Source organism: Acinetobacter sp. YH12108 (genome assembly GCF_013419055.1).
Classification (GTDB): domain Bacteria; phylum Pseudomonadota; class Gammaproteobacteria; order Pseudomonadales; family Moraxellaceae; genus Acinetobacter.
In genome coordinates this window covers 70,463-95,076 of the sequence record NZ_VPAW01000015.1, presented here as the reverse complement: position 1 = coordinate 95,076, position 24,614 = coordinate 70,463, and the positions used below count along the sequence as shown (strand labels likewise).

Annotated in this window: 21 protein-coding genes, 1 other RNA gene and 1 pseudogene; 10 read left to right on the top strand and 13 right to left on the bottom strand. The window is 44.3% G+C overall.

What is annotated here, in order from left to right:
* Nucleotides 1-110 (top strand): annotated as a pseudogene (locus FTU46_RS11005) (IS5/IS1182 family transposase); the annotation flags it as partial.
* A gap of 136 nt (nucleotides 111-246) precedes the next feature.
* Here FTU46_RS11005 and ssrA read toward each other — a convergent pair.
* Nucleotides 247-606: a transfer-messenger RNA gene (gene ssrA, locus FTU46_RS11000) on the bottom strand.
* A gap of 130 nt (nucleotides 607-736) precedes the next feature.
* On the opposite strand from ssrA, the gene glpK reads away from it, so the two are divergent.
* The gene (glpK, locus tag FTU46_RS10995) at nucleotides 737-2,221 is read left to right on the top strand and encodes a glycerol kinase GlpK (RefSeq protein WP_180002430.1); all 1,485 of its coding nucleotides are present in this window, start codon (nucleotides 737-739) and stop codon (nucleotides 2,219-2,221) included.
* Between the two features lie 49 nt (nucleotides 2,222-2,270).
* Here glpK and FTU46_RS10990 read toward each other — a convergent pair whose 3' ends face one another.
* From FTU46_RS10990 to FTU46_RS10980, 3 genes are all read right to left on the bottom strand, one after another.
* Nucleotides 2,271-3,797, bottom strand: a complete 1,527-nt coding sequence (locus tag FTU46_RS10990) for a DHA2 family efflux MFS transporter permease subunit (RefSeq protein WP_166138796.1) — start codon at nucleotides 3,795-3,797, stop codon at nucleotides 2,271-2,273.
* 6 nt (nucleotides 3,798-3,803) lie between these two features.
* Nucleotides 3,804-4,949, bottom strand: a complete 1,146-nt coding sequence (locus FTU46_RS10985; protein ID WP_180104973.1) for an HlyD family efflux transporter periplasmic adaptor subunit — start codon at nucleotides 4,947-4,949, stop codon at nucleotides 3,804-3,806.
* Nucleotides 4,950-5,214: 265 nt separating this feature from the next.
* Nucleotides 5,215-5,712, bottom strand: coding sequence for a thioesterase family protein (locus tag FTU46_RS10980; protein WP_180104972.1), 498 nt, complete (start codon nucleotides 5,710-5,712; stop codon nucleotides 5,215-5,217).
* Between the two features lie 105 nt (nucleotides 5,713-5,817).
* On the opposite strand from FTU46_RS10980, the gene hemB reads away from it, so the two are divergent.
* Together hemB and thiO are read left to right on the top strand one after the other, a co-directional pair.
* Complete coding sequence (hemB, locus tag FTU46_RS10975; RefSeq protein WP_180104971.1) at nucleotides 5,818-6,831, top strand: porphobilinogen synthase; 1,014 nt, start codon at nucleotides 5,818-5,820, stop codon at nucleotides 6,829-6,831.
* 20 nt (nucleotides 6,832-6,851) lie between these two features.
* Nucleotides 6,852-7,973, top strand: coding sequence for a glycine oxidase ThiO (gene thiO, locus FTU46_RS10970; RefSeq protein ID WP_180104970.1), 1,122 nt, complete (start codon nucleotides 6,852-6,854; stop codon nucleotides 7,971-7,973).
* Here the strand turns inward: thiO and FTU46_RS10965 are convergent.
* A complete protein-coding gene (locus tag FTU46_RS10965) occupies nucleotides 7,962-8,867 on the bottom strand; it encodes a TIGR01777 family oxidoreductase (protein WP_180104969.1) in 906 nt (301 codons plus the stop codon). The two genes, thiO and FTU46_RS10965, sit on opposite strands and share 12 nt — an antisense overlap.
* A 196-nt stretch (nucleotides 8,868-9,063) precedes the next feature.
* Entirely contained in the window at nucleotides 9,064-9,510 is a 447-nt protein-coding gene (locus FTU46_RS10960) for an ABZJ_00895 family protein (protein WP_180104968.1), read from the bottom strand.
* 628 nt (nucleotides 9,511-10,138) lie between these two features.
* Here FTU46_RS10960 and FTU46_RS10955 point away from each other — a divergent pair.
* From FTU46_RS10955 to FTU46_RS10945, 3 genes are read left to right on the top strand one after another with little or no spacing between them, the layout of a single operon-like run.
* Nucleotides 10,139-11,392 (top strand): exonuclease SbcCD subunit D C-terminal domain-containing protein, encoded by a 1,254-nt coding sequence (locus tag FTU46_RS10955; RefSeq protein ID WP_180104967.1) that lies wholly within the window; start codon nucleotides 10,139-10,141, stop codon nucleotides 11,390-11,392.
* A gap of 8 nt (nucleotides 11,393-11,400) precedes the next feature.
* A complete protein-coding gene (locus FTU46_RS10950; protein ID WP_180104966.1) occupies nucleotides 11,401-15,012 on the top strand; it encodes an AAA family ATPase in 3,612 nt (1,203 codons plus the stop codon).
* Between the two features lie 3 nt (nucleotides 15,013-15,015).
* Nucleotides 15,016-16,122, top strand: coding sequence for an acyltransferase family protein (locus FTU46_RS10945; protein WP_180104965.1), 1,107 nt, complete (start codon nucleotides 15,016-15,018; stop codon nucleotides 16,120-16,122).
* Between the two features lie 31 nt (nucleotides 16,123-16,153).
* Here FTU46_RS10945 and FTU46_RS10940 read toward each other — a convergent pair whose 3' ends face one another.
* Nucleotides 16,154-16,843: a YggS family pyridoxal phosphate-dependent enzyme gene (locus FTU46_RS10940; RefSeq protein ID WP_180104964.1), complete on the bottom strand. Its 690-nt coding sequence runs from the start codon at nucleotides 16,841-16,843 to the stop codon at nucleotides 16,154-16,156.
* A gap of 123 nt (nucleotides 16,844-16,966) precedes the next feature.
* Between FTU46_RS10940 and FTU46_RS10935 the strand changes: the two genes are divergently transcribed.
* Together FTU46_RS10935 and FTU46_RS10930 are read left to right on the top strand one after the other, a co-directional pair.
* Complete coding sequence (locus FTU46_RS10935; RefSeq protein WP_004783232.1) at nucleotides 16,967-18,004, top strand: type IV pilus twitching motility protein PilT; 1,038 nt, start codon at nucleotides 16,967-16,969, stop codon at nucleotides 18,002-18,004.
* 27 nt (nucleotides 18,005-18,031) lie between these two features.
* Nucleotides 18,032-19,153, top strand: coding sequence for a PilT/PilU family type 4a pilus ATPase (locus FTU46_RS10930; protein ID WP_004783234.1), 1,122 nt, complete (start codon nucleotides 18,032-18,034; stop codon nucleotides 19,151-19,153).
* A 65-nt stretch (nucleotides 19,154-19,218) separates the two neighbouring features.
* On the opposite strand, the gene fur is transcribed toward FTU46_RS10930, so the two are convergent.
* The gene (fur, locus tag FTU46_RS10925) at nucleotides 19,219-19,656 is read right to left on the bottom strand and encodes a ferric iron uptake transcriptional regulator (protein WP_004783237.1); all 438 of its coding nucleotides are present in this window, start codon (nucleotides 19,654-19,656) and stop codon (nucleotides 19,219-19,221) included.
* Nucleotides 19,657-19,768: 112 nt separating this feature from the next.
* Between fur and FTU46_RS10920 the strand changes: the two genes are divergently transcribed.
* A complete protein-coding gene (locus tag FTU46_RS10920) occupies nucleotides 19,769-20,167 on the top strand; it encodes an outer membrane protein assembly factor BamE (protein WP_004783238.1) in 399 nt (132 codons plus the stop codon).
* Nucleotides 20,168-20,270: 103 nt separating this feature from the next.
* On the opposite strand, the gene FTU46_RS10915 is transcribed toward FTU46_RS10920, so the two are convergent.
* From FTU46_RS10915 to argB, 5 genes are all read right to left on the bottom strand, one after another.
* On the bottom strand, nucleotides 20,271-20,600 hold the full coding sequence (locus tag FTU46_RS10915; protein WP_180025668.1) for an RnfH family protein: 330 nt from the start codon (nucleotides 20,598-20,600) through the stop codon (nucleotides 20,271-20,273).
* The gene (locus tag FTU46_RS10910) at nucleotides 20,600-21,679 is read right to left on the bottom strand and encodes a hypothetical protein (protein ID WP_180104963.1); all 1,080 of its coding nucleotides are present in this window, start codon (nucleotides 21,677-21,679) and stop codon (nucleotides 20,600-20,602) included. The genes FTU46_RS10915 and FTU46_RS10910 overlap by 1 nt, the downstream gene beginning before the upstream one ends.
* A gap of 159 nt (nucleotides 21,680-21,838) precedes the next feature.
* Complete coding sequence (locus FTU46_RS10905; protein ID WP_004783243.1) at nucleotides 21,839-22,294, bottom strand: bacteriohemerythrin; 456 nt, start codon at nucleotides 22,292-22,294, stop codon at nucleotides 21,839-21,841.
* Nucleotides 22,295-22,587: 293 nt separating this feature from the next.
* Complete coding sequence (locus tag FTU46_RS10900) at nucleotides 22,588-23,436, bottom strand: class II glutamine amidotransferase (RefSeq protein ID WP_180070633.1); 849 nt, start codon at nucleotides 23,434-23,436, stop codon at nucleotides 22,588-22,590.
* Between the two features lie 268 nt (nucleotides 23,437-23,704).
* Entirely contained in the window at nucleotides 23,705-24,613 is a 909-nt protein-coding gene (argB, locus tag FTU46_RS10895; protein WP_159123314.1) for an acetylglutamate kinase, read from the bottom strand.
* Between the last annotated feature and the right edge of the window lies 1 nt (nucleotide 24,614).

Below are 24,614 nucleotides of genomic sequence, written 5' to 3'. Positions count from 1 at the left end.
TGAAAACCTTCAAAATCCTTGCTGAGCGTTATCGAAATAGAGGTAAAAGGCTTGGTTTGAGATTCAATTTAATCGCTGGAATCTACAACTTGGAACTGAGCAAAAAATGATTTATGAAAGAGGTCTAGTAATCAGCTAATATTAAAAAACTTTTTCATCTTAAACTGAATTTGGTAAACGCTTAAAATAAACATGTAGCCAATAAAAAAGCCACTTATATAAGTGGCTGATTTATAACAAGAATTTTGGTGGAGATGGCGGGAGTTGAACCCGCGTCCGCCAACACTACGCTCGAGAATACTACATGCTTAGATATCGTCTATTGTTTTAACACCAAGAGACCCGACGAACAGGGTTCAAGGTGCGATCCTCTAGATTTGGTATAAAGCCCCGAGGCTTGACTCTATACGGACTTGTGTGCGTTCGCTTCAGTCGGGATCTCTAACCACAAGTATTCAGAGATGCGGACAAGCAGCCCTTAGGCTGCTAGAGCGTAAGTTTCGTCGTTTGCGACTATTTAAATGCAAATTTTATTTACGAGAGAAAATGCGCTCTCGGCATGCATCTATGAGTTTCATCATCGGCGTCGAAGCCAAGAACATCCCCAAAGTACAAGCTCATCATAGCATAACTGGCAAAAAATACGATGCATTTTCTACACAAATACACTTTTGAATGCGCCTGATTACATAATTGCGCTAATATTTCATAATTCAAGTCAGCATTTAAAAAAATTATGAGCTATTTATTGGCACTCGACCAGGGAACGACATCTAGCCGTGCAATCATCTTTAATGAACACGGACAGATTCAGGCAACAGCTCAACGCGAAACCCATATTCAGACCCCACATTCCGGCTGGGTCGAACAGGATGCACAGGAAATCTGGAGCTCGCAAATTGCAGTGGTACAACAGGCGCTTGCTACTGCCCGGATTCTGGCCAAAGATATTAAAGCGATTGGCCTGACCAACCAGCGTGAAACGACTGTGGTATGGGATTGTCGTAATGGGAAGCCTCTTGCACCAGCGATTATCTGGCAGGATCGTCGTGCAACAGACTGGTGTAATCAGCTGATACAGCAAGGCCAGATGGATCAGGTACAACAAAAAACCGGGCTACGGATTGATCCTTATTTCAGTGCTGGCAAGCTGGTCTGGTTATTGGAACATGTGGATGGCTTACGTGAACTTGCAGAACAAGGTCATGTCGCTTTTGGCACTATTGATAGCTGGCTGATCTGGAACCTGACTCAAGGTGCCGAGCATATCATCGAAGCCAGTAATGCGTCCCGTACCATGTTGATGAATCTGCATACTCAACGCTGGGATGAGGAACTACTAGACCTATTTAATATCCCTGCTTCAGTCCTGCCACGAATCATCAGTTCCGATTGTCATATTGCAGATACAGCACCGGGTTTGTTAGGAGCCACCATTCCCATTACCGGCATTCTGGGTGATCAGCAATCTGCCTTGTTTGGCCAGTCTTGTTTCGAACCCGGTATGGCAAAAAATACCTATGGCACTGGCTGTTTTATGCTATTTAATACCGGCCATGACATTCAGCTCAGCCAGAATAAATTGCTTTCTACCCTCGCCTGGCAGGCACAGGAACAGACCAGTTATGCCTTAGAAGGTAGTGTTTTTATGGCCGGTGCAGTGGTGCAATGGCTACGTGATGGGCTTGGCATCATTCAAAAAAGCAGTGATATAGAGAAGTTGGCCTGTAAAGTTGAAGATACTGACGGCGTGGTCTTAGTTCCTGCTTTTACCGGATTGGGTGCACCGCATTGGGATAGTGAAGCCCGTGCCCTGCTTTGTGGCATGTCACGAGGAACCAATAAGGCCCATATTGCCCGCGCCGCGCTGGAATCGATTGCCTTTCAGGTCTCCGATGTATTGACTGCGATGCAATCGGATATTGCCCATCCTTTAAAAGAACTACGCGTCGATGGTGGCGCCAGCTGTAATGATATGCTGATGCAGTTCCAGGCTGACCTGCTAAATGTTCCTGTCATGCGTCCAAAAATGCTGGAATCCACCGCTTGGGGTGCAGCAGCGATGGCTGGTTTAAAATCTGGCGTATTTTCCAGCCTTGATGAAATCTCTCAGTCCTGGCAGCTAGACCGGGCCTTTGAACCAAAAATGCAGAATGATGAACGTGAAGCACATTTAGCCAAATGGCAAAATGCTTTGAAACGGGCCAAATCAGATTTATAAGATCGAAAAAAACCGCTAAATAGTTAGCGGTTTTTTATGTTGGAAAATATTAATGTGATGGCATTCCACCCACACCCGCTTTGGGTCGTGGTGCCAACCAGACGATTAAAGCAGCAAAAATAAAAACCATCGCCAAAATCAAAAATAGGTGATTAGCAGACAGCGTTAATGCTTCTTTATCCACCAGACTGGAAATATAACCCAAGGCACTGTCCGAACTCATGCCCTGTGCCATTAAGGTATTCTGGGTTTCTTCGACATTCAGTTTACCGACCAGCTCACTGCGGGCCACTTTACTATGATCATCCCAGATCGTGACTGCAATTGAAGCTCCGATCGCTCCAGCCATGGTCCGCAGAAAGTTCATCAAACCAGCCGCTGAAGCCATTTCCTGAGGCTGGACTGAGGCCAATGCCATATTGGAGAGTGGAATGAAGAAGAATGGCACCGCAAAACCTTGCAGAATCTGTGGCCAGGCCAATGCCATAAAATCAGCATCCGTAGTCCAGAATGCCCGCATCAAAGTCACAACGGCGAGCAAGGTCAAACCGAAACTGGCCAGAATGCGCTGATCATATTTGGTCGCCATCTTCGCCACAATCGGTGACATCAACAGGCTACCAAAACCCATGGTTGCGGTTAAATAACCTGCCCAAGTGGCCGTATAACCCAGATTAATTTGCACCCACTGTGGAATCAGTACAATACTGGAAAAGAAGGCACCGAAGGCAAAGGCCAATGACAGCACAGCAAAGGTAAACCCGCGATATCGGAAGATCCGGATATCTACAATCGGATGCCGTTCGGTCAGTTCCCAGATGGTAAAGATGATTAAACCGACTATGGCAAGCACCGCCAAGGTCCCAATAAAGGAACTGCTAAACCAGTCATGTTCATGACCGAGATCTAACATTAATTGCAGCGCACCAATCCAAAGAATCAGTAAGAACAAACCACCTTTATCAATCTTCAAAGTATTGGTTTCAGTTTCTGCTGGTTTTAATAGCTTCAATGCAGCCAGACCGCAGAACAAACCCACCGGGATATTAATAAAGAAAATCCAGTGCCAAGACAGGTTATCACTAATCGTACCGCCGAGAATTGGACCGAGAATTGGACCGACAACGGTGGTCATTGCCCACATCCCCATCGCTTGGGATTGTTTTTCAGGTGGGAAAATTCGCAGTAATAAAGTCTGGCTTAGCGGCATGATTGGGCCACCGAACAACCCCTGCCCGATCCGGCAAAACACCAGCATTTCCAGACTGGTAGAAATCCCGCATAGAATCGAAAAAATGGTAAAACCCAGCAGGCAGACACCAAACAGGCGTACGCTACCAAAGCGACCCGCCAGCCATCCTGTCAAAGGTACACAGATCGCTTCTGCGACTGCATAAGACGTAATGACCCAGGTGCCTTGCGAGCTGGACACTGCCAGACTACCGGTAATATGCGGCACCGAGACATTGGCAATGGTCATGTCCAGCACGACCATGAAATTGGCTAATGCCAGCACAAAGGCTGCCAGCATCAGCTTGCCGCCAGTCAGATTCCCATATGGAACATATTTATTCATCGGGAATTACTTCTTGAAGTGGATTTCAGCTTCCATCGACAGACCCACACGTAGCGGATGCTCGGCTAGTTCTTTCGGATCTAGCTGGATACGCACTGGTAAACGCTGTACCACCTTAATCCAGTTGCCTGTGGCATTCTGAGCCGGAATCAGAGCAAACGCTGAACCTGTACCACCAGAGAAGCCCACCACGGTACCGTGATATTTCACCGATTTACCATACAGATCAGACGTCAGTTCAGCTTTCTGCCCCACACGGACTTTTTCCAGCTGGCTTTCTTTGAAATTGGCATCAACATAGAGCTGATCTACTGGTACGACCATCATCAGCATTGTACCTGGCGCAACACGTTGACCCACCTGAATTGAACGGCGTGAAACCACCCCATCAAAAGGTGCTTTAATTACAGTACGTTCTAAGTCTAGCTCGGCCTGTTTCAGTTTGGCTTCAGCCACAAGTACATCAGGAGTCGAATTTTCATTCGCGCCTTGAATCAAGGCTTCATTCGCCGCTAAATTGCTTTGTGCGGCTTTCTGGCTGGATCTTGCTTGTGCCAGACCCGCTTCAGCAGAAGCTACGCCAGCTTTGGCCGTATCCAATGCAGATTGTGCTGTACTGAGTTCTTCTTTAGACACTGCACCGCTCGCACTGAGTTTTTCACGACGCGTATATTCATCTTGTGCTTTATGTAAGGCTGCCTGAGCCTGAGCCAGCTGGGCTTCGGCACTGCGAATTGCATCATCACTAACCCCAATCTGTGAGCTTAAAGCCCCGCTATTGGCCGCAGTCTGTTTGTACTGGCGCTTGGCTTTGGTCAGTTCTGCACGTGCCTGAGCCACTGCAATTTTGGCATCACGGTCATCGATTTTGGCCAGGATATCGCCCTGTTTGACCGCTTGGGTATCATGGACAAGTACTTCAGCAATCTGGCCACTCACCATAGACGTGATAGAAGCCGTTTCAGCACCGACATAAGCATTTTCAGTACTGACTGAATTGTTCAGAAAGAATTTCCACACCAGAAACAGCACCAGTGCAATCACCATAAGGAGGGCAACAATACTCAGGGCTTTTTTACGTTTATTTTTTAAAGCTTGATCCGAAGTTGTATCTGATGCGTTTTCTGGCAGGGTGTCTTGTACATCTGTCATTGATTTTTTTTCCTAAATCCAACAGACTTGGTCACGCAGCCACACTGACCAGCACTGACATGAATGTATAGATTCATATCCCGTTTATTGATCAATGGGTAAAATGAGAAAGCCGTATTAATTTAATTTTCATGCATTCTAATAATAAAAATTAGAAAATATGCAAAAAAATATTACTCGGAAGTTTAAAAAACTAAGCCCCTATTCCAGGAATAAGGGCTTAGCTCGGGCTCAGAGTAAGCCAGGATTGAGGAGATAAACTTAATTAATAGGCATATGAAGCAATCGCTGTAGCAATTGGCTTGTCATCATCATTGACCATGGTCATACGCATGGTGCAACCCTTACGCCCCAAACGTAAGGTTTCTGCACGGGCAGTAAAATATTTGCCACGACCGGGCGCCAGATAATCCACGCGCATATCTACCGTCGCCAGACGTGATACCTTTTTAATCGTATCGGCAATAGTTTCCGGTTCGGCTTTCTTATACAGCTCACCCATCGCCACAATTCCGCCAATACTGTCGAGTATGGTCGCTGCAAGACCACCATGCAGAATCTGAAATGCCACATTGCCAATCATGAAATCCTGCATTTCAACATATGCTTCGATCTGACCATCGACCACCCGCATGGTCATGCCATTATGCTTAAAAAAAGGAGAGGTATTAAAAGCGTGTACCAACTGGTTTAAGACCACTTCAATATCCACTTTTGCACCTAAATGTATATTACCTGTCCAATTTCTTTCTGTCTTAGTCATAAGTCTGCCCGAAGCTACAACAATAAAAAACCGCTAATTTATGCCCAAAAAATTCAGATAGGGCTACAATAGGGGCCTAGTTTAATACTGATTACTGAGATTTTTATGACCTATACGTTCAATCGTCCCGCGTTTCCTGCAACTCGCATGCGTCGTATTCGTAAAAATGAGCATTTACGTTCTATGGTACGTGAAACCCATCTCAGTGCTGATCACTTGATTTATCCAGTATTTGTGCTGCCGGGACAAAACCAGACCCAAGACATTCCAAGTATGCCAAATGTGCAGCGCCTGTCTGCTGACTTGTTGTTAAAAAAATCAGAACGTTTGCTGGAACTGGGTGTCAATAAGCTGGCGCTGTTCCCAGTCACACCACAAGAAGATAAAAGTCTGACTGCAGAAGCCGCTTGGCATGAAGATGGTCTGGTACAGAAGACCGTTCGCCTGCTGAAAAAAGAATTACCGGAAATGGTGCTGATCACTGATGGCGCGCTAGACCCTTATACCACGCATGGCCAGGATGGCATCATTGATGAAACCGGTTACGTGCTGAATGATGAAACGGTTGAAGCACTGATCAAGCAGACTTTAAGCCATGCCGAAGCCGGTGCTGATATTGTCGCGCCAAGTGACATGATGGATGGCCGCATCGGTGCAATTCGTCAGGCCTTTGAACAGAATGGCCATATCTATACCTCTATTATGGCTTATTCAGCCAAATATGCGTCTAGTTTCTACGGTCCATTCCGTGATGCGGTTGGTTCTGCCAGCAACCTGAAAGGCGGCAATAAATACAATTACCAAATGGATTTCGCTAACCGTGCCGAGGCACTGCATGAAATTGCTCTCGATATCCAGGAAGGTGCAGATATGGTGATTGTTAAACCGGGTATGCCTTATCTGGATGTGGTTCGTGAAGTCAAAGATACCTTCGGTGTACCTACCTTTATTTATCAGGTTAGTGGTGAATATGCCATGCTGGCTGCTGCGATTCAGAATGGCTGGTTATCTGATAGCGTGATTCTTGAGTCCCTGATGTGCTGCCGCCGTGCCGGTGCAGATGGTATCTGGACCTACTTTGCGGAAGAAGCGGCGCTCAAACTGAAAAACATGAAATAAAATAGAAGGACCTTGGCGCAATGCATATCGCCATTATCGGAGCAGGCATCACCGGTTTGATGTCAGCTCTGGAATTGCTTGAACAGGGATGTTCTATTACGATTTTCGATCAGCAAGCGGCTGGACAGGCAGCCTCTTGGGCCGGAGGTGGTATCCTCTCCCCAATGTATCCTTGGCGTTATCCTAATGCCGTTAATGCCCTCGCCCGCCATGCCAAACCGTTGTATCAGGAATGGAACCAGAAACTGCAACCGGTGACTGGCATTGATTTCCAGATTCACGAAACCGGTATGCTGATTTTTGATGAATCTGATTTTGAGATTGGATTACACTATGCCGAGCAATATCAAGATCCGCAGCAACATGCCGAATACCTGGATCAGCCTCAGATTCAGCAGATTAATAGTAAAGTAGATCTAAAATTCAAACAGGCGATCTACTTCCCAGAACTCTCCAATATCCGCAATCCGCGACTGTTACAGTCCATTATTGCTTACCTTAAACAGCATCCGCGTGTCACTTGGCAAGAGCATTGCAATATTAGTCAGCTAAATATCCAGCAAGATCATGTACACAGTGTTTCCACTAAAAATGGCCTGAGCTTTAAAGCAGATCAGTTCGTCATTGCCACCGGTGCATGGTCTGCACGCTGGTCTGAACAGCTCGGTCTGGACATTCCAGTTCATCCGGTTCAAGGCCAGATGTTGCTGTTTAACACACCAGAAAACTGGCTACCAACCATGTGCATGAACAAGGTCATGTATCTGATTCCACGTCGTGATGGTCATGTACTGTGTGGTTCCAGCATGCGTCAGGTCGGTTTTGATACTTCGCCTTCTGCTGAAATCCGTCAGGATATTTTGGAAGCCTGCCTGGAAATGGTACCGGAGCTGGCTGATTTCCCAATTGTGAAACAGTGGGCTGGTCTACGACCAAGCTCCCCGGATGGCATTCCCTATATCGGCAAAATTCCGCATCTGAACAATCTCTGGACCAATTTTGGCCAGTTCCGTAATGGCTTATGTATGGGTGCTGCTTCTGGAAAATTGCTGTCTCAGTTAATCCTGGAACAACCGACCATCGTAGATCCACAGCCTTATAGTCCGGTACAGCGTTTACAGCCGCACTCTTTAACGGTTTAAAATTTCAATCAAGGCTTCTTTCAGGGTCGGATAGCTAAATTCAAATCCGGCTTCCTGCAAAGCTTTGGGCTGGACATATTGACCATTCAGAATCAGTTGTGACTGTTCACCTAGCATCATTTTCATACTGCAAGCTGGTAACGGTAATAAAGGTTTACGCTTCAGCACCTGTGCTGCGATCCGGACAAATTGCGCCTGACTGACTTTTTCAGGTGCCACCACATTAAATACCTGTTGCTGGGTCGGCTGCTGCATCAGAAATTCGATCGCCCGCATGACATCCTGTAGATGTACCCAGGTCACCGGCTGACGCCCATGACCAATCCGGCCAAATATATTCAGCTTAATTGGCAATAACATCTGCGGAAGAATCCCGCCTCCTTGACCAAACACCACAGCAAAGCGAACAATTTTGGTGTCCTGCCCGGTATAGGACAAGGCCAGTTTTTCCCATTTCTCACACAGTTCTGACATAAAAATGGATTGTGGTGGACTTTGTTCAGTACACACCGTCTCCCAGTGTTCTTGCAGATCGATTCCATAGTAGCCGACCGCTGAAGTCGAAATAATACGTTTGGGCTTAATCTGATTTTTCTCTAGATAGTCATATAACTGCCTGGTGGTATTTAGCCGACTGTCCAGCAATTTCTTTTTGCGGGCGGCTGTCCAGCGACCCTGACCGATACTTTCACCAGCCAGATTAATCACATAGTCAATCTGATGATTTTTCAATTCTTCCAGATTATTAATCCAGTGAAAATCAGGATGCTCTTCTCGCAATTTTTTCTGCCGGGTCAGGCCGATCACGGCATAATCACGAGCCAGTAAAAATTTCACCAGATGGCTGCCAATAAAACCGCTGGCGCCTGTCATGAGGACTACAGGTTTATACATGGTTATTCTGTGCCATTATTATTGTATTGCTCAAATTATACGTCACTTATGAATCAGAATATTCGGGAAAGTGATATGGGTCGATGAATGCAAAATTGTCTCATCATGCCATACAGAAAACTTCTAATTTTCTATATAGCCTGATTTAGCATCTTGAATTTAATCTTAACGATTTTGATATAAAGCATAGGAAGTTTTAGCCAAACATTTTTGTTGCCATACGCTGTGCCTGTTTGCCATAAAACCAGTAGGTCAGCAGATAGAGCGGAATCGCGATGAGCAGGAACATGATCACGACAATGCTCATAAATTGTGGCTGTTGCAGGTACAGTAAAAAGTCCTGCCAGGCATTCGGATTGGAACGCGTCGCAATAGCAATCCCTAGAATTAAAAACACCAGGTTATAACCCCAATAAATCAGGCTGAATCCTAAGGTAAACTTTTTACGCTCTGCCTGGGTGGGCGCCCGTTGCTCCTTTTTTAAAAATTTAAATAGTACCCAGATCATCGCCACCAGATAAGGCACAATGGTTAATACTGCGCCCATGCCAGTCGGCATTAACGCCGCTACAACCCCGCAAATGCAGGTAAAAACAAAGCATAAGAAAAAAAACCAGAGAAAATAGCGAGTTAGAGGCACCATTAGCAGGACTCAAGGACGATTAATCAACTAGTATAAAAAAAATTAATTTTTTTTTCATTTTATTGTCAACCTAAAGCGAGATGCTGACGTTATATAGGGTACAAGGTTCGGAAATTTGGACTGGCATCCACAAATTTTCGTTCTCTTTGCTAAAGCAATAAGTCCAGTGTTTTAGAAAATTTTGAATAGCAGCCAAAATTTTCACTATACACAAATCTTTGACCGACGATTTCATCATCACTCGAATCGTCGGTTTTTATTTTTTGGACGAACCGTTTTTAGCAATTCGCCTGCAAATCTTTATCAGCTTCTTATGCAGCATAAAATAATGATTACCTGTAGTTTTTCAAGTCTGTTTTTAGCAATTTTTATAAAAATATTGGTTCTGCTATTCAGATGTTATGAAAAATGCCTGAAGTAAGATTTAAAATAAAAATGCTGTATTCAATACTTTATATATGAACATCACATTTTATTGATTTTACAAGTATTATTCTTATATTCAAAACTACGCTGAAAATAGTTTTAATGACGGGTAGCAATGAAATAGATCAAAATATTTTTTTCAAGTAGATTTTTAGCTGGGCTTTTTTCTATAGTAGGAAGGCAAAAATAAAGGTGGGTATACATGGCAGTTCATTTTCTACATACTTCTGATTGGCATTTGGGACAATTTTTCCATAACCATGACCGTGAATTTGAACATGCACAATTCCTGAAATGGCTTCTTGAACAAATCAAGGAAAAACAGCCACATGCCCTACTGATTGCTGGTGATATTTTTGATGTCATCAATCCCGCTTCCAGTGCCCAAAGACAGCTTTATCAATTCCTTGCCGATGCTCATGAGCTGGCACCGCATATGCAAACCCTGATGATTGCCGGCAACCATGATTCAGGTTACCGGATTGAACAGGTTCAGCCTTTACTCACTAAATTCAATGCCAAAGCGGTGGGTATTGTCGGCCGGACTGCGGACAATGGTCTTGATCTGGATCGTTTGCTGGTTCCGATTTATGACCAGCAGCAAGAGATTATTGCCTGGTGCCTAACTCTACCTTATTTGCGCAGTGCCGAAATTACCGGTATTAATGAACATACCCATAATAGCCAGAATGCCATCAGCTATCTGCACCAACAGTTGATTGCCGAAGCCAAAGCACGTAAGCAGCCACATCAGGCACTGATTCTTATGTCACATGCACATATGCAAGGCGGTGAAACTTCCGATTCGGAACGTCCAATTATCGTCGGCAATGAAGAGGCTCTCTCAACGGCGCTATTTGATGAAGTCATTGACTATGTCGCTCTGGGACATCTGCATAAACCGCAGAAAGTCGGTCAGCCGCATATTCGCTATAGTGGCTCCCCGATTCCCCTATCCTTTAGTGAGATCAACTATTCGCATCAGGTTGTTGAAGTCAGAATCGATCCTGAACAAAATGCTGAACAGCGTTTTCAGTTTGAAGCGCTGAAAGTTCCTCGTACTGTCGAGCTATTTAGAATTCGAGAAAATCTGGAAAATCTGCTCAGCAAAGTAAAAGCACTGCCGACTGGGGAAATTGAGCATCTGGCAGCACGACATTTTCTGGAAATTGAATACACTACCGATGCACCGCCACCGGTAGATTTACGTCAGCAGATTGAACAGGCACTGCCACCAGATCGTTATCGTCTGCTACGCATCAGCCGGATTTATCAACGTCAGGCAGAAGATCAGGCTGATAGCTCTAAAATTGACTTGGCACCTCCAACACCTGAATCACTGTTTTTCAATATCTGGGAAAAAATGGGCTATAGCCAGGATCATTCGGTGCAGCAGGATTTTCAGCAGTTATTGGTCGAAGCCCAACATGAACTTGCACAAAAACAACAAGCTTAGGATCAGCCATGAAAATTATCCGTCTGAGCCTAAATAACCTCGCCTCTCTCGCTGGTACGCATCATATTGATTTTGAATCAAATCCTCTGGCACATGCCGGACTGATTGCGATTACCGGAAAAACCGGTGCTGGAAAATCCACCCTGCTCGATGCCATGTGTCTGGCGCTGTACAACGAAATTCCACGTTTAAAAGGTGCCACAGGTAGTCTGAAAGATGCCGGCGGACAGGATGTCTCGATCAAGGATTCCAAAAATATTCTTCGTCGTGGCTGCGTACAGGGTTTTGCCGAGCTTGAGTTTATTGCCTTAGACCAGAAACGCTATACGGCACGCTGGGAAATTCGTCGTGCCCGGCAGAAAGTGGATGGTAATTTAAAGGTCGATCGTGCCATTACCTGTCTGGATGATCAACGTGTGTTGAACCAGAAAATTTCTGAATGCACGCCGCTGATTGAAAAACTGGTCGGCTTGAGTTTCGAGCAGTTTACCCGTGCGGTTCTACTAGCACAGTCTGAGGTTGGTGCCTTTCTAAAAGCCAAAGATAATGAACGTGCTGATCTACTTGAATATCTGACCAATTCTCAGATTTTCAGTCTGGTCAGCCAAAAAGCATTTGAAAAACATAGTGAAGTAAAACAAAAACGTGCTGACTTGGAAAAATTAATCGGTCATCTGGAACTGTTATCTGAAGAAGATATTTCTGCCTTACAGCAGCAACACACGACTTTAAAACAGGTGGTTGAGCATCTAAACCAGAGTGAAAAGGTACTGGAAAATGACCTGAAATGGCATCGCCAGCAGCATTATCTTTATACTGAAATTCAGGCAAAAAAAGAAATCTATACGGTTCAACTGGATGCTGAACAGAAGATGGCACCGCAAAAACAGTTATTAGATCAACTGGACCAGTTTCAGCAGATTCGGGAACAGTTTGTCCAGCAACAGCAGTTTCAAAAGCAGCGTAGCTATTTACTGATTGAGCAGCAAAACTTTGTTGCCGAATTCACAGCAGTTCAACAGCAACGTGATAGCGAACAGCACAAGTTGCAGCATATTCAGCAACAGCAACAACAGCAGCAACAAGAGTTCCAGAAGATCAAGCCTTATCTGGATCAGGGACTCAAGCTGGATCATGAAATGCTGTCGATTGGCGAGCAGTATAAGCAGCTTTTAGCCGAACAGCAGACCTATAGAACCCAGCAGATTCAGCCTGTTCAGAATCAACTGGTGCAGACTGAGCAGCATTTGCAACAAGTTCAGGTTCAGTACCATCAGATTCAAAAGCAGCTGGAACAACATAGCTTCTTAGCGGTTTTTGATGACGAGCCACAAGCAACCTTACAACGCTTACAGGATTATCAGGAACTGCATCAGAAATTCATGCGGCAGCACCCGGCACTTTTCCAATCCAGCCGGACTGAATTGGAACAGCAGCAACAGGCTTTATCTGCCAGCTTGCAGGAACTCACTCAGCGCTATACTCATCTGGACCAGCTTGAACAGCAAATCCAACAGTTCCAGACCCAACAACAGCAACTCAGTACCCAGCATTCGAAGCTTGAAGCTTTAATGCGAACCGTACAGCAAATGGCTGGCTTAGAAGCTGAAAGCCTACAATTGAACCGGGATTTAAAAAACCATCATGATCGTTTAAAGCAACTAGAAACTGAGCTGGTTCAATTACAGCAACAACGTCAGGAAGCAGAACAGGCCTTCGAACAATTGCAACAAGTACTGGCTCAGCAACGTTTATTACAGGCACAAAGTGTTCAGGAATTACGTGCACAGCTGAAACCAAATGAGCCTTGTATGGTCTGTGGCAGTCATGAGCATCCTTTTGTACAGCATCAGGAACTGCTAGAAAATGCTTTGCAACAATTACATGATCAGCAGCTTCAGGAAGCTCAGAAAAAACTACAGCAACTGACTCAGGCATATCAGCAAGCACAAATCCAGCAATCTCAACTACAAACCTTAATTGAGCAACATCAGCAACGCAGCAGTCAGCTCAATACGACACTACAACAGCAGAAGGTTCAATTAAATCAGGATCTTCAGCAATTTGATTTGCTGTTGGATTTAAGCCAGAGTACAGATCATTTGCAGCAACAGCTTGGTCAGCATGTGCTTCAACTTCAACAAGAACAACAGCAGCTAGTCCAGACCCTGCAAAATCAGCAAAGTGACTGGAAACAGTGGCGTCAGCAACAGCAACAGCTGGATCAACTACGTTTTAGCATGCAGCAGCATTTACAGCTAGAACAAATGATTCATCCGGTTCTTAATCTACTGCCTGAGTCCTTGCAGAAATCCTGGATTACTGATGCCTCATCAAGCTGTCAGCAGTTATCTCACCAACTGCAACAACGTCAGAAACAGACTCAGGAATTCAAAACCCTAGAGACTCACATGCAAAGCTTAAACCAGCAGATTGAAAAGGCACGTGATCAGCTCAGCCTGCATCAGCAATATGATGGACAGTTACAGCAAAAGATGGATACGGCGCTGAATATGGGCAAAGCGCTACGTGAACAGCTCAACCATCTGACCCTTACCCATGCCGGACAGATTTATCCTAAGGCACAGGAATGGCGTGACCGTTTGGAGCAACAACAACAGGCGTTGGATGAACAGTTACGGGCACAGAGTCTGATGACCCAGCAGCATGATCAGCGTTTACAACAGGCTGAACTGAAAAAACAGAGTTTCATCACCCAGATTCAGCAACTAGAACAGCAGATCAAGCAATGCCAGCAATCTATTCAGGACTGGCAAAATACATATCCTGCGTTTGATGCCGAGCATATCCAGCATTGCCTGAATATTGACTTGCAACAGCATCAGCAAATTCGCCAGCAATTACAGGCACAACATCAGGCGGTTGAAAATGCCAAAACGGCTTGGGATATTCTGGAGGAACAATATCAGCATCATTTGAAATCCAAGCCTGAACTTAGCTTTGAAGAAGTTGAACTGCGCTTAAGTAGTCTGGCACAGGAAAAAGCTGAACAGGAAAATGCCTGTAATGAGGTAGCCACCAAATTAAGAATACATGCCAATAACCAATCGACCTTACAACGCTACCAGCATCAGATTGAACAGGTCAAAGCTGAAGAATATCGTTGGGGCCGGATCTATGACCTGATCGGACATAAGGAAGGCACCAAATTCCAGAAAATCGCGCAGGAACATCATCTGGATATTCTGGTCGAATATGCTAATCAGCAACTACAACCCCTGGCGCCGCGTTATCAACTGTACCGGATTCCAGACAGTTTGAGTCTGGCGATTATTGATCTGGATATGAACAGTGAAGTGCGGCCTGTCCTGTCACTCTCTGGCGGTGAAACTTTCCTCGTCTCTCTGGCTCTGGCCTTGGCGATTGCCAATATGGCTTCCGGCTCAATGAAACTAGAATCGCTATTTATTGATGAAGGTTTTGGTACTTTAGACCCGGCTTCCTTACATATGGTCATGAATGCACTGGATCATTTGCAGAGTCAGGGCCGTAAAGTGGTGCTAATTTCACATGTACAGGAGATGCATGAACGGATTCCGGTTCAGATTCAGGTTAAACCGGTCGGTGCCGGTGCCAGTACCATTCAGATTATAGGTTAAAGCATGAACTCTATCCCGAACAAGCTCTCGCCCTATTTCAGCTTACAGCTTGAGAGCTTACGGGGTATCAGTGCTATTGTGGTGCTATTCAGTCATAGTTTTCAGGCCTTTATTGCACCTTTTGATCTGAGCCTATATTCCTGGGTACGTCTATTAGGCCAGGCTGCTGTGATGATCTTTTTTGTGCTCAGTGGCTATTTAATCGGGACTTCGATCCAGAACAACATCCAACAACATGAAAATTTTAATCTGCGGCAGTATATACGGCAGCGTTATCGGCGCATTTTACCGCCCTTTCTGTTTGCATCCGCTTTCAGTCTGATTCTATATGCGCTAGCACCTACATTTTTTGCTTCACATAGCCATGAGTTCCAGAACAGTTTTGGCATGATGATTCGGACTGCCTATGACATTGACACTCAGGATTTTTTAGGTTCTTTATTCTTTCTCAACGGCTTTATTACACCGACGGTATCTGCCAATGCGCCGCTCTGGAGCCTGAGCTTTGAAGTCTGGTTTTATGTACTGGCCGGATTTCTGCCTTTTTTAAAAGATTCTGAAATCGCTAAAATCGGCTTTTTTATCTTGCTTCTAGGGCTTTCTCTACTGAACTTTCAGTTTCTGTTTTATTTTCTGCTCTGGCTAGTTGCCTTTGCCAGTTCATTCCGGCAGATCCAGCTGCGTTTTTTGAGTCGACTACAACTCGTTAAATTAGTGCTCTTTGGCTTGGCATTCATGATTGCCTGTGCGGATGCTTACCAGTTTCATGTCATTGAACAGGCTGACTTATATCGTGTAAATTATTTTGTGCCGTTTAACCTGTGTATGGGACTCGCCGTTGTCTGCTGGATTGTGCAGCTGCAACATCAACAAAGCCAATATCAACCAGTTTGGCCTCAATCTGCAAATTTCTCCTATACACTTTATGTCACCCATTTCCCTTTACTGCTTTTTATTCTAGGCTGCTTTCCTGCAACGCTTGATCACGGTCTTGAGGGTGCCGTTTTATCTTTATTTATGAGTATGTGCAGCTTAATTTTCTTTGCCTGGCTTATGGCCAAATGGCTGGAACCTCAAAGAAAAAAAGCGTTATCAACTACTCTGCAATAACGCTTTCCCACAACTCAATTGTCTGTATACATCAGTCCGCTTTTTTAGGACGCGCACCAAACAAGGCAGTTCCCACACGTACCATGGTAGAACCTGCTGCAATCGCCTCAGTCATGTCGGCAGACATTCCCATACTTAAAGTATCCCAGTCTTCAGGTTTTGCATGTTGGCTTTTGACCTGCTCGAACAAGGCTTTGGCATCTGCGAAAGCCTGAGTATTTTCTGGCGCAGGAATGACCATCAGACCACGTAAGCGCAAATTCGGTAATTGACTGATCTGTGCTACTAGATCGGCCACTTCCTCAGGCTGACAACCGTCCTTGCTATCCTGCCCATCAATATTGACTTGCAGACAGATATTAAGCGCAGCTTGAGAATCACTACGCTGATTAGATAAACGTTCAGCAATAATCAGGCGATCTACCCCATGCACCCAGGCAAAATTTTCTGCCAGATGTTTGGTTTTGTTGCGCTGCACATGACCGATAAAATGCCACTCAATATCCAAGTCTTTGAGTGCCGTGATTTTTTCCAGCGCTTCCTGTAAATAGTTTTCACCAAAAGCACGCTGACCAGCCTGATACATTTCTGCCAGCACAGGGCTAGGCTGGGTTTTGGAGACGGCCAGAAGTTGCACCGAATCCGGCTCACGCCCCGCCAGAGCGCAGGCGGACTGGATCTGAGCTAAAACCTGATTTCGTGACTGTTGCAGCATATTCATTGATGGGGTTCTCATTTCGTGCGGATTTTTTTCCCTTGCTCATCAACTAAGTGTTGGTTAAGCTGTGGGAAAGCCTTATTATTCTAGCAAAATAAATAACATTTTAATGAACTCGGGGACCTTATGGATATTACAGAACTGTTAGCCTTTTCTGCTAAAAATGGTGCGTCGGATTTACACTTATCAGCAGGTTTACCACCCATGATTCGTGTGGACGGGGAAGTACGCCGCATCAACCTGCCTGCACTAGAACATAAAGAAGTACACAAACTGGTGTACGACATCATGAATGACAAGCAACGCCGTGATTATGAAGAAAATCTGGAAACTGACTTCTCTTTTGAAGTTCCAGGCGTAGCCCGTTTCCGTGTGAACGCATTTAACCAGAACCGCGGTGCAGGCGCAGTATTCCGTACCATTCCATCTAAAGTACTGACCATTGAAGATCTAGGTATGGGCCAGATCTTTAAAGATATCTGTGAATATCCACGTGGTATTGTACTGGTGACAGGACCAACCGGTTCGGGTAAATCAACGACGCTTGCAGCGATGCTGGACTATATCAATGACAACCGCTATGACCATATCCTGACCGTCGAAGATCCAATCGAATTTGTACACCAATCAAAAAAATGTCTGATCAACCAGCGTGAAGTACATCGTGATACGCATGGATTTAATGAAGCATTACGTTCTGCATTACGTGAAGACCCGGATATTATTCTGGTCGGTGAGATGCGTGACCTTGAAACCATCCGTCTGGCACTCACTGCTGCGGAAACCGGTCACTTGGTCTTCGGTACCCTGCATACCACCTCAGCGGCAAAAACCATTGACCGTGTGATTGACGTGTTCCCTGCTGAAGAAAAAGACATGGTGCGTGCCATGTTGTCAGAATCGCTGCAAGCTGTTATTTCGCAAACCCTGTTGAAGAAAAATGGGGGGGGGCGTGTGGCTGCACATGAAATCATGATCGGTATTCCAGCCATCCGTAACCTGATCCGTGAAAACAAAGTGGCACAGATGTACTCTGCGATTCAAACAGGTGCCAACTATGGCATGACCACGCTGGATCAAAGCCTGAAAACGCTGGTATCGAAAGGGATTATCAGTCCGCAAGTCGCCCGTACTGCAGCAAAACAGCCTGAATCATTCTTATAAGAATAATTAATTTTTTGGGGTTTTATCATGGACTTTAACGGCTTACTCAACTACATGGTAGAGAAAAAGGCCTCGGATCTGTTCATTACAGCCGATGTTGAACCCTCTATCAAAATTAATGGTCAGATTGTACCGATTGGCTCGGTAAAATTACCGGGCGCGGCTGTGGGGCAGCTACTTAACTCAATCATGACTGAGAAGCAGCGCAAGGAATTTGCGGACACACGCGAGTGTAACTTCGCCATCAGCAACCCGGACAAATCGGCACGTTTCCGTGTCAGCGCATTCCAGCAACGCGATCAGCCAGGTATGGTATTGCGCCGTATTGAAACCGTCATTCCGACTATGGATGAGCTGAAATTACCGCCTATTCTAAAAGAATTGGCAATGACCAAACGCGGCATCATTATTTTTGTGGGTGCAACCGGTACGGGTAAATCGACTTCCCTCGCCTCTTTGATTGGCTACCGTAATGAAAATTCCAAAGGTCATATCATTACCATTGAAGACCCGATCGAATTTGTGCACCAGCATAAGGGTTGTATCATTACCCAACGCGAAGTCGGTATTGATACTGACTCCTTTGAAGTGGCATTGAAAAATACCCTGCGTCAGGCACCAGATGTGATTCTGATCGGTGAAATCCGTTCTCGTGAAACCATGGACTATGCAATTGCCTTTGCGGAAACCGGTCACCTGGTTTTTGCGACCCTGCACGCCAACAACGCCAACCAGGCCATCGACCGTATCATTCACTTCTTCGAAGCCGACCGTCACAGCCAGCTGTTTATGGATCTGTCCCTAAACATGAAAGCCATTGTGGCACAGCAGCTAATTCCCACCATTGATGGCAATGGCCGCCGTGCAGCGATTGAAATCCTGATCAATTCACCATTGATTGCGGATCTGATCCGTAAAGGCGATGTGCATGAAATCAAGGATTTGATGAAACGTTCACGTGAACTGGGCATGCAAACCTTCGACCAGGCATTATATGACCTGTATAAGGCCAAGCAGATTAGCTATAAAGATGCACTAAAACACGCCGACTCACCAAACGACCTGCGTCTGCAAATCAAACTGTCAGAAGAAGGTGGCGAGCATTTATTACGTGCGCATTCCAATATTACTTTTGATGGTCAAACCTGATCATTTTCAAAGCAAAAAAAACAGGCTTTTAATAAAGCCTGTTTTTGTTTCAACCTAAAGTCGAATTATTTCTTACGGTAAGCTTCCTGACATTCAGGCGCGTCACAATAACCGTAAAGATTAAGTGAATGTCCAGTCAATGCAAAACCAAATTTCTTCGCAACTTCGTGCTGTTCATGTTCAATCACATCATTTGTAAATTCAACGACTTTGTTGCAATTTTGACAAACCAAGTGATCATGGTGATCTTCCTGCATAATTTCAAAAACTGAATGATTATTTTCAAAATTATGACGCTCGATAATCCCTGCTGCCTCAAATTGTGTTAACACACGATACACAGTTGCAAGACCCACGTCTTCCCCTTGTTCGAGTAAAGTCTTATAAATGTCTTCAGCGCTAAGGTGATGCCGTCTAGAGTTTTCTAATAGTTCTAATATTTTAATTCGTGGAAGGGTAACTTTCAGTCCAGCTTTTCGTAAATCTTGGTTTGAAATAGGCATGTAAAAAGGTCTCTCAACAAAATCAAAGTTGGAATAGGCAACAAAGTTTAGATGCAGTATGATCTATCCTTGGATCAAATGCATCATAATTAATTTGGGATAGTGTAGCAAAATGCAAAAAATCATGCTGACGTTATTCGTCACTTCATTGCTTGTCGGCTGTTCGACATTAGGTGTGTACAAAGTTGATATTCCTCAAGGAACACCTTTAACTCAAGCACAAGCCTCTAAAATTCAGGTAGGAATGAGCCACCAACAGGTGCGTTTCCTGCTCGGTAGTCCAACAGTATCTGATCCGCTCAATCCGCTACGCTGGGACTACATCTACAACTATACCCCAGGAACCTATGCTAAAAAAGCCAAGATCCCAGCAGCCCAAGGCCAGCATCTAAAAATTTACTTTAATCAGTCTGGTATCGTAGAGCGTATTGAAGGTCTGGAAACCATTCCAGAATCTCAACCAGGTCTACCAGGTTCCAAAGAAGCGATCTTAAATGCCCCACCACTATAATCGCTTTTGCATAAAAAAACCCCTGTATGATCAGGGGTTTTTTTAATTAAATAGATTGATTTATCAAATAATCAGACCATCTGTTCAATAAAGCCACATTCCACTAATCAGAACGTTTATTTTGCTTGAAACGGTTACCTTTGGCATAACGGCCCACCGGATTCTTCTCAGCGCGTTTACGGCGAATATCCTTGGGATTAATGGTTAAAGCACGATAAATCTCTACCCGATCCCCTGCTGCCAATGGCTGGGTATGATCCTGTAGCTTAACGCCAAAAATCCCCAGACTCAGAGGTTCAGTTAATTCTACCTGTGCACGGATTCCGCTTTGCTCGATTGCATCCAATGCGGTCATGCCGGGCTGGAAAGGTACGGCAATATGAAACTGTTGTTCCGGGGTAGCATAGGCCACCCAGATCATTGCCTCAGTCATCAGAAAAATTGTCCTAGTACAGCAACAATCGCCAGAATAATTGAAACTGGCAAGACGATACGCACTGCGATACGCCAGATGTTATACACCGCTTCTGAACTGAAGTTCATCGATTTACGCAAATGACTGATTTTCATAATCCAGCCAGCAAACAAGGCATAAATCAGACTGATCACCAGTCCCCAAAGAATCAGCAGATTATTGAAAATTGGAGCAACATTTGGAATTAACCAGACCAAGGTGGCAGCGATCACAATCGCCCACTGAATGATGATATTCATTTGACGTTGCTGTAATTGCTCACGTGCCATTTGCATAAGCAAAGCAGCGGCTGCGACAATGGCTGCGATTAAAGCAAATGCAGGGATTTCAGCTTTTACTGCAAAGAAACCAAAGGCGATGATCGCTAATAGCTGCGCCACCCAAATCGGTAAGGCTGTTTTAGTCGCAACATCCTGCTGTTTTACGACAGCCAGACTTGATTGCCAATACAGCCCCATACCTAGACCACTCGCCACCAAAGCCAATACAGTGGCATTGCCCCACTCTACGAATTGGATGGGTGTTACCTGCCAAGCCGGTAATTCAGTTCCCATCACATTCGCCATGATCAAAGATGCAAGTACGCCGATCGTGGTAATCCCAACCAGAATTAAACGTGGCACCAGCGATAAGACAAATGCAGCAATTGCCAGCACCGCAAAAATCACTGGCTGCTGAACATCGAGATTGGCCACTGCAATCACATTAGAAGCATGATTGAGCATCGCACCCGCAAGGAATGGGATAAATACAACCGCCAGCCAGCCGACGATCCGCCAGCGCTGAGAACTATCAGCTTCACGGGTAAGGCTCGACAATGCCTGTAATGCAGTGGTTTTTGAGCGTTTCGCCAGAGCAATTTCCAGATAACAGACTGGAAGGGCCAGTATTAGCATGGTCGCTAACCACAACATCCAGAAATCAAGCTGACGGTCAATCTGAATACCTGTTATCGGTGCGAGTGTCGCAATAATAAGAAAGGATAAACAGAAAGCCATCAGAGGCGATAACCATTTTGACATAGCATTGTCCTGCATGATGTATTCCTATAAAAATCTAGCGCTATTTTGCCTTGTGAGGCGATGAAAATCAAAAACAAAAAAGCAAACCACCATGCCCGTGATTTGCTGCGCAAATTTATTATTAAGCTTTATTTTTTATTTTCCCGATTTATCTTTATTTTAACAACAATCGAGTTATGAGAAGAAACGGGCAAACCAGTTTTTACCCTTTTTCTTTTCTTTATCTTTAATGATTCCCATCATATTTTCTTTTACCGCACCGACATAATCCGCGTCATCGTGCTGAATATGATTGATCAGCCATTTAGATAATACTTCATGTAATTCCGCTTCAATAGATTGTCCCAATTCAAAACGGTCACGATAAGATTCAATCTTTTTAATAAACAGGTCATGCACACGTTTATGTGGCACACGATATTTATAACCCGCTTCTTCCTGAAGTGATTCTTCAAAGGTAAAATGAGACTGGGTATAATCAATAATATTTTCTAGAATCTGTTTAATACGAGCACGATCGGTATTGGCATCAATTCCATCAATCTCATTGATATAATCGAGAATTCGTTTGTGCTGATCGTCAATCACATCGATACCAGTATTATAATCTGGAACCCATTTCATTTTCATTACGACCACCTATTGATATTAATGATTTATCGCTTGAAAAAGATCATATATCTAATTGATTTAAATAAAAATGAAGTAAATCGGTTGGTTTTCAGTTTATTTTCTACTTAATTAATGTAAATCATTGTTTATCCAGTCAATTATATTTAAACCCGACCATAAGAATAAAGTATTTTTTGATCGATTTTATATTTCATGGTTTATTTATTTTAATGATTTCACTATAAAATAAATATCAAATTCAAAAAAACAGGAGCGATGTCCTGTTTTTTAATATCGAATTTTAACCAGATTTAATATAAATCTGCTTTAGTCACTCTTTTAAGCGAAGGATCCAAACGTTCTCTTTCCAGACGGGCGACATGTGTCAATTGGGAACGATATTTGGCTCCATCTCTGAACAAAATCATTTCACCTTCCTGAAATGCAGTCCATTCTTCATTCTGTGTCAGCGGCTCTGTGGTAATCACAGCGACTCGATCTTCAGGCGTGGTGACTTGGCTAAAATCAACTTCAACTTCGATATCAATCAGTTGGGCTGGCTTAAATGGATATTCACGAACCAGCCAATGCAGTTTAGTCGTTGCATAGGTAAATAAAGCCTGACCATTGGACAGACAGAAATTAAAAGTGCCATGCTCTGCAATGGATGGAGAAATCTCGGCCAACAAATCAAAAACCTGATCCAGCTTCGGTTCATCATAACCAAAATGTTTCACCAGCTGATCCAGCAAATAACAGAAAGCGCGCTCACTGTCAGTGTTACCGACTGGCGTAAAACGTCCAGAAAGCTCAGGTAAAAAATCTTTTAAATCACCATTATGGGCAAAGATCCATTGTCGTCCCCATAATTCACGACTAAACGGATGCGAATTTTCCAGATTAATTTTGCCTTGCGTCGCCTTACGGATATGTGCAATTACATTACGGGATTTGATTGGATAATTGCGCACTAGTTCTGCAATCGGTGACTCAACAGCAGACTGATTATCAACGAATAATCGGCAGGCCTTATCCTCAAAGAAAGCAACCCCAAAACCATCAGAATGATCTGAGGTAATCCCCGCCCGCTGAGAAAAACCTCGAAATGAAAAGGTAATATCTGTTGGTGTCGCACAATTCATTCCAAGTAGCTGGCACATAATCTTCATTCAGGTCACAGAGTGTTCTTAAGGTTATTGTGCATCACAGGCTGAACCTTTTCAAATCTCGATCATTGCAATGCTATGCGCTAAAAATGCTAATAAACTATTTTTTTATATTTAATTTAGCAAAAGGAGTTTAAGCTTCAAAACTTAGCTTAAAAATAAATACTTTAGATTTAACTTTCATATTTCTAGTGATCAAAATCTTAAAATAAAAGAAATAAAAAAGAGCCTCAAGTGAGACTCTTTGATATTCAATTTATCTTTATGGACGATGTGGATTAGAACGATTGGTAATTAAAGTTCCTACACCATGATCAGTAAAGATTTCTAACAAGCTCGCATGTGGTACACGACCATCCACGATATGTGCACTGATCACGCCGCCTTTTACTGCGTCAAGCGCACAGCCGACTTTAGGAATCATGCCGCCATAGATCACACCTGTTTCGATCAGACGATCAACTTCCTGAGTCGTTAAACCGGTCAGCAGATTTTTATTTTCGTCGAGCACACCGGTAATATTGGTCAGAAGAATCAGCTTTTCTGCCCCTAATGCTTCTGCCACTTTACCCGCGACTAGATCCGCATTGATATTATAGGTATTGCCTTCTTCATCGACACCGAGTGGTGCAATCACTGGAATGAAATCACTGTTGGTAAACATTTCCAGTACATCAGTTTTCACCCCAACGACTTCGCCGACCATACCCAGGTCTACTTTTTGGATTGAACCGTCTTCAGCCGTCTTTTCCATTAATAGCTTTTTGGCACGCAGCAAGTTGCCATCTTTACCGGTTAGACCAATTGCACGGCCACCATGTTTGTTGATCAGGTTCACAATTGATTTGTTTACGCTACCGCCCAGAACCATCTCGACCACTTCCATGGTTGCCGGATCTGTCACGCGCATACCATCAATACGGTCAGATTCACGACCTAGCTGTTTCAGCATAGAATCGACTTGTGGACCACCGCCGTGTACCACAATCGGATTTAAACCGACTGTTTTTAATAAAACGATGTCACGTGCAAAAGAGCTTTCTAGCTCAGGATCCGTCATCGCGTTGCCACCGTATTTAACCACTAGGGTTTTACCCGCAAAGCGTTGGATATACGGCAAAGCTTCAGTCAAAATTTGTGCTTTGTCGATGCCTGTATGCTGATTTGGCATT